Annotated in this window: 12 protein-coding genes; 7 read left to right on the forward strand and 5 right to left on the reverse strand. The window is 67.8% G+C overall.

Going from position 1 to position 15,046, the window contains the following annotated elements; translation table 11 throughout:
* The first annotated feature begins 201 nt into the window (after positions 1-201).
* A complete protein-coding gene (locus KGD83_RS16550; protein WP_338036910.1) occupies positions 202-1,119 on the forward strand; it encodes a cytochrome P450 in 918 nt (305 codons plus the stop codon).
* 246 nt (positions 1,120-1,365) lie between these two features.
* Here the strand turns inward: KGD83_RS16550 and KGD83_RS16555 are convergent, their stop codons facing one another.
* Both KGD83_RS16555 and KGD83_RS16560 read right to left on the reverse strand, forming a co-directional pair.
* Positions 1,366-2,202: an SDR family oxidoreductase gene (locus KGD83_RS16555; protein ID WP_212640060.1), complete on the reverse strand. Its 837-nt coding sequence runs from the start codon at positions 2,200-2,202 to the stop codon at positions 1,366-1,368.
* Positions 2,203-2,408: 206 nt separating this feature from the next.
* Positions 2,409-2,843: a nuclear transport factor 2 family protein gene (locus tag KGD83_RS16560; protein ID WP_212640061.1), complete on the reverse strand. Its 435-nt coding sequence runs from the start codon at positions 2,841-2,843 to the stop codon at positions 2,409-2,411.
* 194 nt (positions 2,844-3,037) lie between these two features.
* On the opposite strand from KGD83_RS16560, the gene KGD83_RS16565 reads away from it, so the two are divergent.
* Entirely contained in the window at positions 3,038-3,937 is a 900-nt protein-coding gene (locus KGD83_RS16565) for a helix-turn-helix transcriptional regulator (RefSeq protein ID WP_212640062.1), read from the forward strand.
* A gap of 336 nt (positions 3,938-4,273) precedes the next feature.
* Here the strand turns inward: KGD83_RS16565 and KGD83_RS16570 are convergent, their stop codons facing one another.
* Positions 4,274-4,681, reverse strand: coding sequence for a hypothetical protein (locus KGD83_RS16570; RefSeq protein ID WP_249352460.1), 408 nt, complete (start codon positions 4,679-4,681; stop codon positions 4,274-4,276).
* A 710-nt stretch (positions 4,682-5,391) separates the two neighbouring features.
* Here KGD83_RS16570 and KGD83_RS16575 point away from each other — a divergent pair.
* On the forward strand, positions 5,392-7,725 hold the full coding sequence (locus KGD83_RS16575; RefSeq protein WP_212640064.1) for a tetratricopeptide repeat protein: 2,334 nt from the start codon (positions 5,392-5,394) through the stop codon (positions 7,723-7,725).
* A gap of 34 nt (positions 7,726-7,759) precedes the next feature.
* On the opposite strand, the gene KGD83_RS28980 is transcribed toward KGD83_RS16575, so the two are convergent.
* Positions 7,760-8,110 carry a transposase gene (locus KGD83_RS28980; RefSeq protein WP_338036911.1) on the reverse strand — a complete coding sequence of 117 codons (351 nt, stop codon included), beginning with the start codon at positions 8,108-8,110 and terminating at the stop codon, positions 7,760-7,762.
* A 187-nt stretch (positions 8,111-8,297) separates the two neighbouring features.
* Here KGD83_RS28980 and KGD83_RS29035 point away from each other — a divergent pair, with 187 nt between their 5' ends.
* Both KGD83_RS29035 and KGD83_RS16590 read left to right on the forward strand, forming a co-directional pair.
* Positions 8,298-8,909 (forward strand): TetR/AcrR family transcriptional regulator, encoded by a 612-nt coding sequence (locus KGD83_RS29035; protein ID WP_275956914.1) that lies wholly within the window; start codon positions 8,298-8,300, stop codon positions 8,907-8,909.
* 85 nt (positions 8,910-8,994) lie between these two features.
* A complete protein-coding gene (locus KGD83_RS16590) occupies positions 8,995-9,426 on the forward strand; it encodes a transposase (RefSeq protein ID WP_256448786.1) in 432 nt (143 codons plus the stop codon).
* Positions 9,427-9,452: 26 nt separating this feature from the next.
* On the opposite strand, the gene KGD83_RS16595 is transcribed toward KGD83_RS16590, so the two are convergent.
* Positions 9,453-10,328 (reverse strand): helix-turn-helix transcriptional regulator, encoded by an 876-nt coding sequence (locus KGD83_RS16595; RefSeq protein WP_212640065.1) that lies wholly within the window; start codon positions 10,326-10,328, stop codon positions 9,453-9,455.
* 274 nt (positions 10,329-10,602) lie between these two features.
* Between KGD83_RS16595 and KGD83_RS16600 the strand changes: the two genes are divergently transcribed.
* Positions 10,603-11,505 carry an oxidoreductase gene (locus tag KGD83_RS16600; protein WP_249351901.1) on the forward strand — a complete coding sequence of 301 codons (903 nt, stop codon included), beginning with the start codon at positions 10,603-10,605 and terminating at the stop codon, positions 11,503-11,505.
* Between the two features lie 1,463 nt (positions 11,506-12,968).
* Positions 12,969-15,011, forward strand: a complete 2,043-nt coding sequence (locus KGD83_RS16605; protein ID WP_212640066.1) for a BCCT family transporter — start codon at positions 12,969-12,971, stop codon at positions 15,009-15,011.
* Positions 15,012-15,046: the final 35 nt, after the last annotated feature.

Consider the following 15,046-nt stretch of genomic DNA (forward strand, 5'->3'; position numbering starts at 1 on the left):
GGTCGTCTGCGCGCCTTGGGGCCCGTGGTCACCAGCCGATTGGGCTTTCGCACCGTTCACACCCACGAGTCGGCCTCCCGGGTACTGCGTGACCGCTCTTTCGGTGTCGTGCCCCCTGAGGGAAGTGGTGCGGGCGACAGGCTGGAAGTGCTCGACCTGTCTTTCCTGCACAGGAACCCGCCGGACCACACACGGCTGCGCATGTCGACCAAGGGCGCGTTCAGCCCGAAGCCGATCGCCGGATACCGGTCGCTGATCCGTCGGCTCACCGACGAGCTCTTGGACGCGGCGGAGGCCCGGCCCGACGGGTTCGACCTCATGAGGGACTTCGCCTATCCCCTGCCGATCAGGGTGATCAGCGCACTGTTGGGGGTCCCTGAGGAGGACGCCTCGCACTTCGAGCGCATCGGCGCGATCGTCGGCAAGGCACTGGACGGCATGCGGTCGGACTCGGAGACCCGGAAGATCCAGGAGGCGTCCGCGGAACTGGACGACATCTGCGAGCGGTTGGTGCGACTGCGCCGGACCTCACCGCGCAACGACGTGGTCTCGTCCATGATCGCGCAGATGGACGAGGGCGGACTCACACCGCAGGAGCTGGCCGCGGTGTTCCGCCTGCTGATGATCGCGGGTTTCGAGACCACGGTGAACCTCCTCGGCAACGGTGTCCAGGCGCTGCTGCGCCACCGCGACCAGTGGGAGTCCCTCGTCGCCGATCCGAACCTGGCCTCGAGCGCGGTGGAGGAGATCCTGCGTTTCGACAGCCCCATCCCCATGGTCTCGCGTTGGGCGAACACCGACACCGAGGTCTCCGGAGTCCCCGTGAAACGAGGTGACCACCTCCTCGTGCTGGTGGGGTCGGCGAACCGGGATCCGGCGAAGTTCGCGGACCCGGACCGCCTGGACATCACCCGCGCTGATGCCTCGAACCACCTCGCGTTCTCCAGCGGCATCCATTACTGCCTGGGCGCCCCGCTGGCCAGGCTGGAGGGAGAGATCGCACTGCGCGCCCTGGCCGAGCGGATGCCGGGGCTGCGGCCGACCGCGATGCCCACCCGGAGCGACATGCTGACCGTACGCGGGCTGTCGGCGTTCCCCGTCACGGCGGGGCGGCCGTAACCCCGCACCGCAGTGAACGTGCGCTGGGAGCGCAAGGCCTCCGCCTTCCTGGCCATGGCCGGTATCGCCTGCGTCCTCACCTGCTACAAGCACCTGGCCGAGCATGCTGACGGCTTTTGAGATGGGCTCTTACTGCTTCCATCATCGAATCGGTCCGCGTATTCCCCGGCCAATTTCGCGTTCTCTCCGTCGGGAGCCTCTTCTTCAATCTAGTCACTCGTCGGCGGCGACTGACGCGGGTCTCGGTCACCGGGAGGTTGTGGCCGCCACCGAGTGGGCGACGTCGCGATGTGCCTCGTGTTCGGCGAGCCGATCGGTGAGGGCAGCGTGGACGTCTTCGTAGGCGTCGGGACCGAGCGGGAGGCGGAGCGGGGTCGCGCCGGAGTCGACGAGGCCGATCATCGCGTCCGTGAGCTTCTCCGCGCTGTTGGGCACCGGGAAGTGGCCGCCGAGGAACGCCTGCCGGGTATCGGCCGCGGGGGTGTTCTCGTACTCGGGCAGGGGCGGTGCGATGTCGAGCGAGCCGCCGAAGCCGGTGGGGGTCGCGCCCGGCTCGATGATGGTCAGGGCCAGGCCGAACGGCGCGATCTCGTGGGCGACGGTCTGGCAGAACCCCTCGATGCCCCACTTGGAGGCGTGATAGTAGCCGAGACCGGGGTAGGTGGTCTGACCGCCCGCGGTGGACACCTGCAGGACGCGGCCTCGGCCCTGGGCGCGCAGGTGCGGGAGGGCGGCGCGGATGACCTGGATCGAGCCGAGCAGGTTGGTGCCGATGACGCGTCGGATCTGCTCGTCGGACGCCTCCTCGACGGAGGCGAGGACGCCGTGACCGGCGTTGTTGACGACGACGTCAATCGTGCGGAGGGTCTTGAACGCCTCGCTGACGACGCGACGCACTTGCTCGGTGTCGGTGACATCGAGCTGGGCGGTCCAGAGCCGGTCGCCGTGCTCGGCGCGGAGGTCGTTGAGGGCCTCGGGCCGACGGAGCGTGGCGGCGACGCGGTCGCCACGGGCCAGGAGGCGTTCGGTGAGCAGTCGCCCGAAGCCTGAGGAGGTGCCGGTGATGAACCAGGTGGCTGTCATGGTGTTTCCTTCGCTGCGTGGTGCGCGCGGCCACGGTGTCGAGTCGGGTTTGAAGTCACGCGCGGTCCGAGTGGCTGGTCGCGGTGTCGCTGATGCCGACGAGGGTCGTCGACGCGACGGGCCGCGCCTGAGTGCGGGCACGAGTCGGGCGAGCCGCCTGCGCTGCCGTGGGGCGACTCGGCCGGACTCGTGAAGGGATGCTGTCGTCAGCGGGTGCCCGACTCGGCCCGTGCGTAGAACGCGGCGAGCTCGTGGGGATTCTTGGTGTAGACGTCGATCTCGCGCACCGCGCCGTCCTCGACCTGGTGGATCTCGACCATGGTCAGCGGGAACTGCTCACCGGTGGTGTGGGCGGTGAGCGTTCCGGTGAGCGTTCCGATGACGCCGGCCGGGCCCTCGAACACTGCGGCATCGGTGATGGCGATGTTCGCGTAACCCGTCATCGCGCCCAGGATCGACTGCACGAACACCTCGCGGCCCTGGTGCACACCGCCATAGGGCAGCTGGGTCGGCTCGTCGACGATGACCTCGGGGTCGAGCTTGGCCAGGACACCCGGCACATCGCCCCTGCCCAGCGCGTCATACAGCCCTCGCACGACATCCGCGGGGGTCCGGGTCACCGTCTCGCTCTGGTCGCTCATCTTGCGTGCCCTTCTTCTTCGCTTCGGTACGGGAAAGGTCGGTCGGCCAAGGCGGATACGTCCTCGTACCGGTCAGCCCCGTGGGAACGGGGCACGCACCATGCAACGGCAGACGACCGTGACGGGGGAGTCTTTGCTGTGAGGGGTACTGGCGGGGACCCCCAGCGTTCGCGCGGCCTGCCTACCCTGGTCTCATGGACAACCGGGACGCAGTCAGCGCCTTCCTCCGCTCCCGACGCGGGAAGATCACCCCCGGGCAGGCGGGACTGCCCGTGTACGGTCAGCGGCGGGTGCCCGGACTGCGAAGGGGCGAGGTCGCCACGCTCGCAGGGGTGAGCGTCGAGTACTACACGCGCCTGGAGCGCGGCAACCTGCGGGGGGTCTCCGACGGCGTGCTGGACGCCCTCGCCCAGGCCCTGCGGCTGGACGACACCGAGCGCATGTACCTGTACGACCTCGCCCGCGCCGCTGGACCGGCACCCGGGGCGCGGGCACGGCAGCGCCAGGTGCGGTCGGCGGTGCGGCCGAGCGTGGCGCGCGTCGTCGAGGGCATGCCGGGCATGGCGGCGTTCGTGATGAACAACCGGCTCGATGCGCTGGCCGCCAACCCGCTGGGCCGGTCCCTCTACTCGGAGATGTACGCCGATGCGACCTGCGGGGCGAACGTCGCCCGGTTCGCGTTCCTCAACCCGGCGGCCCGGCGGTTCTACACCGCCTGGGCCCGCATGGCCCGCTTCGCCGTGGGCGCGCTACGCGTCGAGGCGGGGAAGAACCCCTACGACCGGGAACTGTCGAACCTGATCGGTGAACTGTCCACTCGCAGCGACACCTTCCGCGTGATGTGGGGATCCCACGACGTCCATGTCTTCCGCGACAGCACCAAGCGCCTCAACCACCCGCTCGTCGGCGACCTGGAACTCGATCAGGAGACCATGAGCCTGCCGGACGAAAGCGGCCTGAGCGTGGTCGTCTACAGCGCACCCCCCGACACCGCCGCCGAGGACGGCCTGAAACTGCTCGCCGACTGGTCCGCCGCAACCGGACAGGAGCAGGACGCACAATCCACCAGCGCACCGTCGGCCCGGCGGCCCTGACGGGCGCTATCGGCCCGAAGAACCGTTCCGCCCCGCTTGCGGCCACCTGCGGAGCCCATGTCACCCAGCCCCGGTGACCGGGGCTGGGAGATTCCAGGTGTCTCGCTCCGGATTCATTGGAGGCGAGGAACCAACGCTTCGTCTTCTGTCGACCCGGCCTGCTGCCCATGGAAGTCGTCCTCGAACCCCGCCGGCGGGACAGCCATGCCGTCCGCTCCGCCGCATCCGGTGACACGGTGCCGACCGGACTCAGCATCGCCTTCAGCGGCTTCCCAAGTTCACACGAGGGTCGGAAGGCGATCCCGCTCTCACTGGAGCCCGAGTCGAGGCAGGCGTCTAACGGGCATCCGCAGGAGAAAGGTGGACAGTCACCCATCGGGCTTCATCCGGTCGGCGCGGGTCCAGATCGATCTGCAGTAGCCAACGCCCGGGCTGAAGGTACACCTCGTCGAAACGGTCGGCGTCGCCGAGCGAAAGAACCCCCGAGCGTAGGACGATCACGGACGCGTGGTCGTACGAGGGCACGGGAGCAGCATGGACGTACACGTTCAGTTCGACGGCGGCGTCCTGGGGGTCCACCATGCGGCTGTCGACCACCGGAACGGTGACCTGGTCGTCCGCGGCGAAGAAGGGGCCTTCACCGGCGAGGTGGTCGTAGTCGCCGTCGTAGCCTTCGAAGTCCTCGCACAGGATGCAGCCCCAGTAGTAGTCGCGCACGCGGTGGAGCACGGGTTGGGTCACCATGTTCACCAACTGTGCGATACCACGGAGACACTTCGCCGCGCACAGCCGTGACCGGAGCGAAGACGCAGGGGCTCGGGCGCAAGGGCTACGTCGGGACGGCACTCGACGTGGTCCCCGCGAGCGAGCGGCCGGCGAAGGCCTCGCGAGGTGCCCTCGGACGCCGTCGGGGCCGGTGTGTGCTCCGTTCGTGCTCCACGGTTCTGGACCGGGGCGGCGCCACTCGGCATGACATGGCACCGGACGGCGCAGCGGATCGGATGGTGTCGGACGGAACGGCACGAAGCGACACGTGGCGTCGCGTAACCAGCGAACTTCTAATGCGATGGCCGAAGGTTCGAATCCTGCCGGGTGCGCCACAAAACCCCAGTTCATACGGGGTACGCGAGTCGAACAGGCGAGGCGCCGGGTCTGGTTCGGGGCCTGAAGTGCTCCCCGGGTGCTCCCCAGTGCGAGGTCCAGTACAGGTGGGCGCCCACCTCGCGGAGCACTTTGCCGTTCCGGGAACACTTTGCCGTTCCGGGAACCTAGTGGCCCGCCCGACACGGCTCCGCGTCCACCCACCAGCGCCCCCCGCAACCGCTCCCGCCCCGTCGGCGTGGGCCTTCTGGATCCCGGGCGTACCCCGTCGCCGCACTGGCCGGATACGGTCGATTCAGCCGAAACTCCTTACTCCGTCGGTGTTGCCACGCCACAATCGATGAACATGAGTGATGAACATGAGTAAGGCAGAAGGAGAACCCGGCGGCGTCGTGAACACCGTGAACGGGAACATCTACGGTGGCAGCGTCATTCAAGGCCGGGATATCCGGGTAGTCAACCGAACAGCTCACGAAGTGGCCTGGCCCGTCCGTGTCGGAGTCATCCCCGAACCGGCTCCCCACTACCGGCACCGCGCCGCCGCTGGCCACCTCGACACCGCGCTGAACAGACTCGGCACCGCCGTCCCGCACCAAGTGCTCTCAGGCACAGGCGGGGTCGGCAAGACCCAGATGGCTGCCCAGTACGCCCGTGCTCTGGCCCACACCACCGACCCAGACAGTCGGGTGGACGTACTGGTGTGGGCCAATGCCACCAGCCGGGAGCAGATCACCTACGCCTACGCCCAAGCAGCCCGGCACCTGTACGCGACCGTGCCCGATGACTCCGAAGACGCCGCCGAGCTCTTCCTCGTCTGGCTCCACGACCCCGGAGAACACCAGAATCGACGGTGGCTGGTGGTGTGGGACGACCTGACCGACCCCGCATACACCCGGGACCTGTGGCCCCCGCACGATCAACCCCACGGCCGGACCCTAGTCACCACCCGTAGGCGAGACCACTCCCTGACCACCCAGGGCCGCCACCTGCTCAAAGTAGACGTCTACACCCCCGACGAAGCCCGGACCTTTCTCACCCACGCCTTGGACGAGGCCGGGACCGCCCACACCACTGCCGAGGCCGACGCCCTCGCCCGCGACCTCGGGTACCTACCCCTCGCGTTGGGCCAGGCGGTCACCTACGTGGCTGAACTCGGCATGGGCTGTGAGGACTACCTCCAGGCGTTCCACGACCGGATGAACACTCTGGACCAGGTGTTCCCCGACTGGGATTCTCCCGTGCCGTTGGCGGCCACCTGGGACCTGTCCCTGTCTCAGGCCGATACCTTCACTCCGCAAGGAGTAGCCAGACCGATGATGGGACTGATCGCTCTGCTGGACGGAGCCGGTGTCCCCGAACAGGTGCTCACAGCCCCGCCCGTCCTGCGGTACTTGGCTGATCACCGCACCGAAACGACGGGCGGTGTTACCGCTCCGCCCGTTCTCACCTCTCATCAAGCCCGGGCCGCCCTGGCCGCCCTGGCCCGGTTGAACCTGACCAGCCGCACCACACAGCAGAATGCACCCGGACCGGTGTTGGTAGGGGCCCACCAACTGGTTCAACGCGCCACCCGCGAACACGCCGCCACTCGCCCCACTCGAACCAGCGTGCACACCATGGCGGACGCTCTCGTCCATGTGTGGCCCGAGATCGAACGCGACACCGTCCTGGCTCAGCTGCTGCGCGCCAACACCGCCGTTCTGCGCTCTCACAGCGCAACGCGGGGACAAGCCGGAGAGGACTGGCTATGGGATCCCGCAAGGCATCCGGTGTTGTACCGCGCAGCCACCAGCCTAGGCGAGGCAGGCCATGCGGGTGAGGCCCTGGCCCAATGGGGGCACATGGCTGAAGCGGCTGAGAAACACCTGGGGGCCGACCACCTCGACACCCTCACCACCCGAGGCAACCTTGCCCACTGGCGTGGCAAAACCGGAGATGCGATAGGCGCCGCCACCGCCTACGAACACCTGCTCACCGACCACCTGCGAATCCTGGGCCCCGACCACCCCCACACCCTCACCACCCGCAACAACCTCGCTACCTGGCGCGGCGAAGCTGGAGACGCCACAGGCGCCGCCACCCTCTACGAACACCTGCTCACCGACCACCTGCGAATCCTGGGCCCCGACCACCCCCACACCCTCACCACCCGCAACAACCTCGCTGGCTGGCGCGGCGAAGCTGGAGACGCCACAGGCGCCGCCACCGCCTACGAACACCTGCTCACCGACCACCTGCGAATCCTGGGCCCCGACCACCCCCACACCCTCAGGACCCGGGCCAACCTCGCTACCTGGCGCGGCAAAACCGGAGATGCGGCAGGCGCCGCCACCCTCTACGAACACGTGTTCACCGAGATGCTGCGCGCCCTGGGACCCGACCACCCCCACACCCTCACCGCCCGCAACAACCTCGCTGGCTGGCGCGGCGAAGCTGGAGACGCCACAGGCGCCGCCACCGCCTACGAACACCTGCTCACCGACCACCTGCGAATCCTGGGCCCCGACCACCCCCGCACCCTCAGGACCCGGGCCAACCTCGCCCACTGGACTTACGCTTCCGGTGCTACCGACCAGGCCATCGAACTCCTCACCGCCTTGGTCAACGATCGGACACGCGTGCTCGGCCCTGAACACCCCGAAACACAAGCCGGCAAGCAGGTTCTGCAGAACTGGCGTGTTGCGTAGACCGACGGGTGGTTTGGAGCCGCCCTTGCCGCGATCAGCCGGGTTCGGCCCCGTCTTCTCCCCCTCGTTTGGCGCGGATCGACGGGGAGTCGACGGTGACGCGGTACCAGTCCAGCAGGGCGCGTCCGCCCAGCTCGTCCAGGACGGTGCGGTGGATCGTGGGCCGTAGGCCCATCTCGGTCCATGTCTGAAACCAGCGATGTGCGGTAGCGCGGGTGACGCCGAACAAGCCGTCGGCCTTCTCCCGAGAACACCCAGAGGTCTGGACGAACAGCACCGTGGTCAGCACTGCTCTTTGGTCCACGATGGGCCGACCGGTCTTCGGAGCGGGAGGCAGCAGTGGTTGGACGGCCTCCCAGAGCCCATCGGGCGACACATCACTCACAGAACGTGATCATGTCAAAACGAGAACCGTCTCGCAGGGCTATTCGAAACGAGCTCTGAGCCGGACTGCTCGTTAACCGCCCGCGGGCACCGTACTACGCCCCGCAGCCGTGCTGGCGTCCCGCCGACGCTGAGGCCGTGTACATGTATCAGGTCGGACCTGAGGAACCACGGCGTCTCCTCGCTATGTGACCAACAGACTTGTCGAACCCGGACCGAAGACGCACAGTGCCGATCTCACCGGCCGGGACCGCATCCGGATGTCCGCCCTGCGACTGTTCGCCGAACACGGCTTCTCTAGCACCTCGCTCCGCGCCATCGCGGCCGACGCCGGGGTCTCTCACGCCTTGGTCCGGCACCACTTCGGTTCCAAGGAGAAACTTCGCGAGGCCGTGGACGAGGACGTCCTGGACGCCTTCGACACGGTCCTCGCCGACATCGGGGAAAGGGAAGGCGCGCAGGAGAGCCTCGCTGCTTTCGGTGAGGCCAGCGCTAGGCTGTTCGGAACGGACGCGATCCGGCGTGAATACCTGCGCCGCGCCTTGGCAGAAGGCAGCGACCTGAGCGCCCGCCTCTTCGCCCGTCTACTGGAGGGGGTACGGGTACGGCTCTCGACGATGGGCGGCACGGACGAGCGATGGGCCCCCTACCAGGTGCTCTTCCTCGTCTTGGGCCCCATGCTCCTGGAACCGGTGATGCGACCGGACATGGACACACCGGTCTTCGACCCCGAGGTGGTCGCCGAACGCAGCACGGCCAACCAGCGGCTGCTCACTCACGGGATGTTCGCCAAGGACTGAGACACACACGCAGGACAGACGCGACCGAAGGGCCGCTCAACGGACTCGCGCGAGAACCCGCCACAGCACACCGGGACCTCGCGAGGTGCCATCGGATGCCGCCTGGGGCCGGTGTGCGCTCCGTTCGTGCTCCGCGGTTCCGGACTGGAGCGAACATAGCCCACCGGCCACGTCCGCCCCAAACACCACACACGTTCAGGTCGTGCTGGTCTGGGACGGGCTTTCCGCGCACTGGAGCCGGGCCATGCGCGCCTGGGTGGAGGGTCGGGATTGGCTGACGCTGGAGCGGCTGCCCGCCTACGCTCCCGAGCTCAATCCCGTGGAGATGCTGTGGTCGCCCGTCAAGACCCGGGAGCTGGCCAACGTGGCCGGTGACCACCTGGCCGATGTCGCCGACGCGGCGGAGCAAGGCATCAACCGTGTCTGCGAAGATGACCGACTCCCCTGGTCCTTCCTGGCTCACACCGGGCTGGAGATCCAACCTCCAACCCCACGCAACCAACGAAAAACTCAGTAAGCCCCGCCCGGAAATCGCAGGCCCCCTCAGCCGCCACGGTCGTGCGTGTCCGGAGTCGTGAACCGCGCGGAGCCGAGCACCGACAGCAGTTGCAGTTTCTCCGCTTGGGCGCTGCGCGGGGGGACCGATAGAACGACGAGTGTCTGCGACTGGTCCTCGTTGAAGAGCGCCTGGCAGTCGAAGTGGATCGTTCCGACCTCGGGGTGAACGAGGGCCTTGTGGTCCTCGAACCGGTTGGCCACGTCATAGTCTGCCCACAGCTCCGCGAACTCGGGGCTGTTTCGCTCGAGTTCAAGGGCGAGCCTGGCGGCTACGGACCTCGTTCCCCGGCGGCTGACAGCGATGCGCAAGGACGCCACGAGCGAGCGGCCCTGGCGCTCACGGTCCTCGGGCGGGTACACGGCTCTCTCGCTGTCGGGTCGCATGAACCAGCGGTAGATACCGCTGCGGTCGTTGCCCGTGTACTGGTTCCAGTCTCCGAATAGTGCCGCGGCGAGCAAGTTCTGCGCCAGGGGCTCGGCGATGTCGGAGACAACGAAGGCGGGAGTTTCGGAGAGGTTGTCCAGGACCCGTTGCAGGGCGGGAGAGACGTGGGATGTCCCTGAGACGCGATCCGGGGCGTTGTGACCTGCCAGCCGATACAGGTGGTCCCGTTCGTCCAGACTCAGACGGAACACGCGCACCAGCACGTCCAGCATCGACGTACTCGGCTGAGTGCCGCTCCCGCGCTCCAGCCGACCGTAGTAGTCGACTGACATCGCCGCGAGGTGTGCGACCTCTTCTCGTCGCAGCCCCCGCACACGCCTGCGCGCACCGGCAACCACGCCCACGTCCTCTGGCTGCAAGCTCTCACGTCGCGACCGCAGAAACCCGGCCAGCCCTCTTCTGTCCATGAGAACCATCCTCCTTTGCCGCCTCGCCTTCATCCAGGCCCTGCCAGGTCCCTGATCCGCGTGCCCTGGATACACCCCGGCCGCGTCCCTAGGTTCTTCAGTGTGAGCAGCACAGGCAGCCGCGTCGTCATCCCCTGAGGCGGCCGGAACCGGTCGTGTTCAGTCCGGACCTCGCATGCCGGGCGCGAGGCGGTTCGGACTCCAGAGCCCTGTGTTTCGGCCGCATCCTGCGTTCGGACCCGGACGGCCTGCCATCTCCCAGCATCTGAAAGCAGAGGAAGACATGACGATGAAGTGGACAGCAGCGCACCTTCCCGACCTGACCGGCAAGACCGTCGTAGTCACCGGCGCGACTGGCGGAATCGGTTTGGTCACGACCCGCGAGCTCGCCCGTGCCGGGGCCGATGTCGTGATGGCCGTTCGTGACCCGGCCAAGGGAGCGCAAGTGGCTGGCACCTTCGGCCGTACCCGCGGACAGATCGACGTGCAGCGGCTCGATGTCGCGAGCTTGGCGTCCATCCGTGCGTTCGTCGACTCCTGGTCTGGTTCCGTCGATGTCCTGATCAACAACGCTGGCATCATGATGGTCCCGTACGCGAACACTCACGAGGGCCTTGAGAGCCAGATGGCCACGAACTACTTCGGTCCGTTCGCGCTTACGAACGCGATGCTTCCGCGCATCACCGACCGTGTCGTCAGCGTCGCTTCGCAGTTGCACCGGATGGGGACTATGCGGCCCGACGACCTCAACTGGCGAAAGCGCAAGTACAACCCCTGGAACGCCTACTGCGATTCCAAGCTCGACCTCCTGCTGTTCTCCTACGAGTTGCAGCGCAGGCTCGAGGCTGTGGACAGCCCCGTGCGGTCGGTCGTCGCGCATCCCGGGATCGCCAGGACCAATCTGGTCAGCCACGTCGGTGGTGTGTCAGGTTGGCTCAACGGTCTGGCGCAGCCCTTGCTGAACGACGCCGAGCACGGCGCTCTTCCTACTTTGTACGCCGCGACTCAGAAGATTGACGGCAATGCGTATGTCGGCCCCGACGGGGTGGCCAGCGTCCGGGGTTACCCCAAGGTAGGCAAGCCTTCACGGGCCGCCCGCGATCCGAAGTCCGCCGCGCTGCTGTGGGACACCACGGTCCGGGTCGTCGGGGAGGAGTTCTCCTTCCCGCTCGACCAGCCACGCTGACCGCGTCGCCCGGCCTGGTAGTCGGGGCGAGTCTTCCGATCCGATGGTCGCAGGTTCGAATCCTGCCGGGTATGCCACAAAACCCCAGCTCAGGCGGTGTGTACGAGTCGAACAGGTGAGGCACCGCGCCCGGACCGGGGCCTGACATGCTCCCCGTGTGATCACCAGCGCAGGGTCCAGTACAGGTGGGCGCCCACCTGTCGGAGCACTTCGCCGTCCCGTGACCTCGGCGCCCCTGGGCGGGGACGTGTTCGCGTACCCCGGCCCACCACGACCAGCGCGGTGGGCCGGTCCCCGTTCGGCACCAAGGCCCACCGCGCACCGGCGATGGACACCTACCGGGACAGTCCCCGACCGAACTCGGCAAACGTCACCTGCGCGCACGTCTCCTCCCGGCCTCGGAGTCCCCCGCCACGTCCGGGGAGCCTTGGATCAAGGACTGCTCACGCCCGCCCAACCAGTCCGGGCCGCCGTAGAGCACACACCCCACCTGCGTCCGCCCACCGCCTGCGCTCTCCACGGTGGCATCGCCCAGCACGATGTCTCGTTCCGGGTGTGACGTCAGCGCCGTCTCACCGCACGCGCCCAGATCGCCTGTAACGCGGCCCGGGGCCAGACCGACGACCTGGCACCTGGACTCCGCGTTGGATCACAACACGCCCGCGCAGACGTATACGGCGCGCCAGGAGACGCGAACGGCCGTGTGGAGCAGCCGGATCGAACACCGCCCGGAAAAGGCGAGGACCCCGCTTCCAAGAGCCGATCGCACTCATGTGGAACAACGATCTTCGTCATGTCGAATCGAGGGCGCGCCGGACAACGGCCCGCTGGGAGCGGCTGGAGGTGTTCCGGTTCCCGGCCTGATCTCGGGAGCTGAATCCGGAGGGGGTGTGGCCGCGTCCGCGAAAAAGGCAAGGAAATACACGAGCAATCAAGGGGAAACAGGCCTCGACTGCAGTCGTGAAATCCAACCGCCAAAACGAATTGCCGCCCTTCCAGTTGACAACGGCCCACGGCACAGTTATTGTCATCGCTTATGTCGAAATTCGCATCGTTGGCGCGAGGCCGACCAGGGCGCGGGCTCACAACAGGACCTACGGCCCGAACCGCGCCGGGCGGCCCCGCCACCCCGCTGACCCCACCGACACGGTGGGCTCCGGGAACGACCGGTGAGCGGACGCGGTGATCGGCCGGCGGGAAGGTGAGCCGCGCCCAGGAACCCTTAGGGACATCGGTCCGACATCGCGGCAAACGGTGACCGGAGCTCCCCGACACCAGTGCGGACGCGCAGAGACACACGGACCGCGCGGTGGTGCACCCAGCGGCAGCGGCTGCTAGTTTCGCCGGGACCAGGCAGCACGGCCGCCGGTTCTCCCGCCCCTTTCATCAACCTTTCCTGCGTGCGTTCGCGCCCCAGGCGCGATTCGCACCCCCGCTCCACTATTCGTGAGGCTGTGTTCTCCATGCCCGAAAAACCGAACAAAGACAAAGAGCAAACGAGCCAGCACGGAAAGGAGGACAAGGACGACGAAGGCAGAGGCCGGTCCTCGGGTTCGCGGGGCCGGACGGGCCACACCGCGCTCGGAAGCCTGGACTACCAGCACCCCACGTATCCCCACGACACGCACCCGGTCCTCGTTCCGGGCATCTCGATCGACGACCAGCGCCGCAGCTACCGGGTCGACTGGCTCGTCTTCGCGATCGCCGGCTCGCTGACGGTCGCCTTCGTCGTCTGGGGCATCTGGTCGCCGGGGAGTGTCGCCGGGGTCGCCGAGACGGCGTTCTACTGGTCGACCGACAACCTCGGCTGGATGTTCAACGTCGTGGCCATCGTCGTGCTCGTCGCCACCGTGGGCATAGCGTTCTCGCCCTACGGGAGGATCCCGCTGGGCAAGGACGGCGAGCGGCCCGAGTTCAGCACGTTCTCCTGGACGGCGATGCTGTTCGCCGCCGGGCTGGGTGTGGCGGTCCTGTTCTGGGGGCCCTCGGAACCGCTCGGCTACTTCATCTCACCGCCTCCGCTGACCGACGAGCCGGAGTCGGTCGAGGCCCTGCACACGGCCCTGGCCCAGATGTACTACCACTGGGGCTTCCACGCGTGGGCCATCTACGCCCTGGTCGGCGGGGCCGTCGCCTACGCCGCGTACCGCCGCGGCCGTCCCCTGCTCATGTCCTCGATCTTCCGCGCCCTGTTCGGCCGACGGCTCACCGAGGGTTTCGCCGGAAAGCTCGTCGACATCTTCGCGATCATCGCCACGCTCTTCGGCACCGCCGCCGCCCTCGGTATCGCGGCGATGCAGATCGGCTCGGGCGTCAGCATCGTGTCGGGCGCCGGGGACCTCACCAACAACACCCTGGTCGTCATCATCGCGGTCCTGACCGTCGGCTTCGTCGTCTCGGCCGTCTCGGGCGTCGCGAGGGGCATCCGGCTCCTGTCGAACGTGAACATCGTGCTCACGATCGGCATCGTCGCGGTCTTCCTCTTCCTCGGGCCCACGCTGTTCCTGCTGAACCTGCTCCCCTCGGCGGTCATGGAGTACTTCGGCTCCCTGTTCGACATGATGGGCCGGTCGCTCTCGTGGGGTCCCGAGACGCAGGAGTTCCAGTCGCTGTGGACCGTCTACTACTGGGCGTGGTGGATCTCCTGGTCGCCCTTCGTGGGCATCTTCCTCGCGCGCATCTCCCGCGGCCGCACCATCCGCCAGTTCACCCTCGGCACGATCATCATCCCGTCCTCGCTGCTCTTCGTCGCCTACGGGGTGATGGGCGGCACCTCCATCTGGATGTACCGGGAGGGCGCCCCCGGTCTCACCGAGGGCATGCCGGCGCCCGAGGTGCTCTTCGCCCTCATCGACAACCTGCCGTACGTCGAGTGGCTGCCGTTGGTCGTGATCGTGGTGCTCGCGATCTTCTTCATCACCGCCGCCGACTCGGCGTCGGTGGTGATGGGCATGCTCACGACGCAGGGGGACCAGAACCCGCGCCTGTGGGTGGTCGTCTTCTGGGGCCTGGTCATGTCGGGGATCGCGATCGTGATGCTGCTTCTGGGCGACGCGACGGCGTTGACGGGCCTGCAGCAGCTGGTGATCGTGACAGCGGTGCCCTTCGCGCTCGTGCTGGTCCTCGCCGTGGTCGCGTGGTTCAGGGAGCTGCGCACCGACCCCCTCACCCTGCGCATGCACTACATCGACACGGCGATGGACAACGCCGTGACCGAGGGAGTGGACCGCTACGGCGACGACTTCTCCCTGAAGGTCGTGGAATCACGGCCCGGCAACGGTGCCGGGGCGGGTATCGACTCCACCGACGAGAGCTACACGGAGTGGTACCAGCGCACCAACGAGGAGGGCGAACCGGTCGGTTTCGACTTCGAGACCGGGGAGTGGGCCGACGGCTACGACCCGGCCGCTGGTGAGACCTCGGAGACCGCCCCTGAAGGGGCGGTAGCGACAAGGGAGAACCACGTCGAGGTGGCGGAGGCCGGGACCGAGCCTGAGGCACGCTGACTCCACCGCCCCGGCCTCCACCGCCCCGGCCTCCG

Origin of the sequence: Nocardiopsis akebiae (assembly GCF_018316795.1) — a bacterium.
Classification (GTDB): domain Bacteria; phylum Actinomycetota; class Actinomycetes; order Streptosporangiales; family Streptosporangiaceae; genus Nocardiopsis; species Nocardiopsis dassonvillei.

Excerpts from the sequence above, each read along its gene's own strand:
- KGD83_RS16550 (WP_338036910.1), top strand. The coding sequence starts at position 202 with ATGTCGACCAAGGGCGCGTTCAGCCCGAAGCCGATCGCCGGATACCGG.
- KGD83_RS16555 (WP_212640060.1), bottom strand. The coding sequence starts at position 2,202 with ATGACAGCCACCTGGTTCATCACCGGCACCTCCTCAGGCTTCGGGCGA.
- KGD83_RS16560 (WP_212640061.1), bottom strand. The coding sequence starts at position 2,843 with ATGAGCGACCAGAGCGAGACGGTGACCCGGACCCCCGCGGATGTCGTG.
- KGD83_RS16565 (WP_212640062.1), top strand. The coding sequence starts at position 3,038 with ATGGACAACCGGGACGCAGTCAGCGCCTTCCTCCGCTCCCGACGCGGG.
- KGD83_RS16570 (WP_249352460.1), bottom strand. The coding sequence starts at position 4,681 with ATGGTGACCCAACCCGTGCTCCACCGCGTGCGCGACTACTACTGGGGC.
- KGD83_RS16575 (WP_212640064.1), top strand. The coding sequence starts at position 5,392 with ATGAACATGAGTAAGGCAGAAGGAGAACCCGGCGGCGTCGTGAACACC.
- KGD83_RS16595 (WP_212640065.1), bottom strand. The coding sequence starts at position 10,328 with ATGGTTCTCATGGACAGAAGAGGGCTGGCCGGGTTTCTGCGGTCGCGA.
- KGD83_RS16600 (WP_249351901.1), top strand. The coding sequence starts at position 10,603 with ATGACGATGAAGTGGACAGCAGCGCACCTTCCCGACCTGACCGGCAAG.
- KGD83_RS16605 (WP_212640066.1), top strand. The coding sequence starts at position 12,969 with ATGCCCGAAAAACCGAACAAAGACAAAGAGCAAACGAGCCAGCACGGA.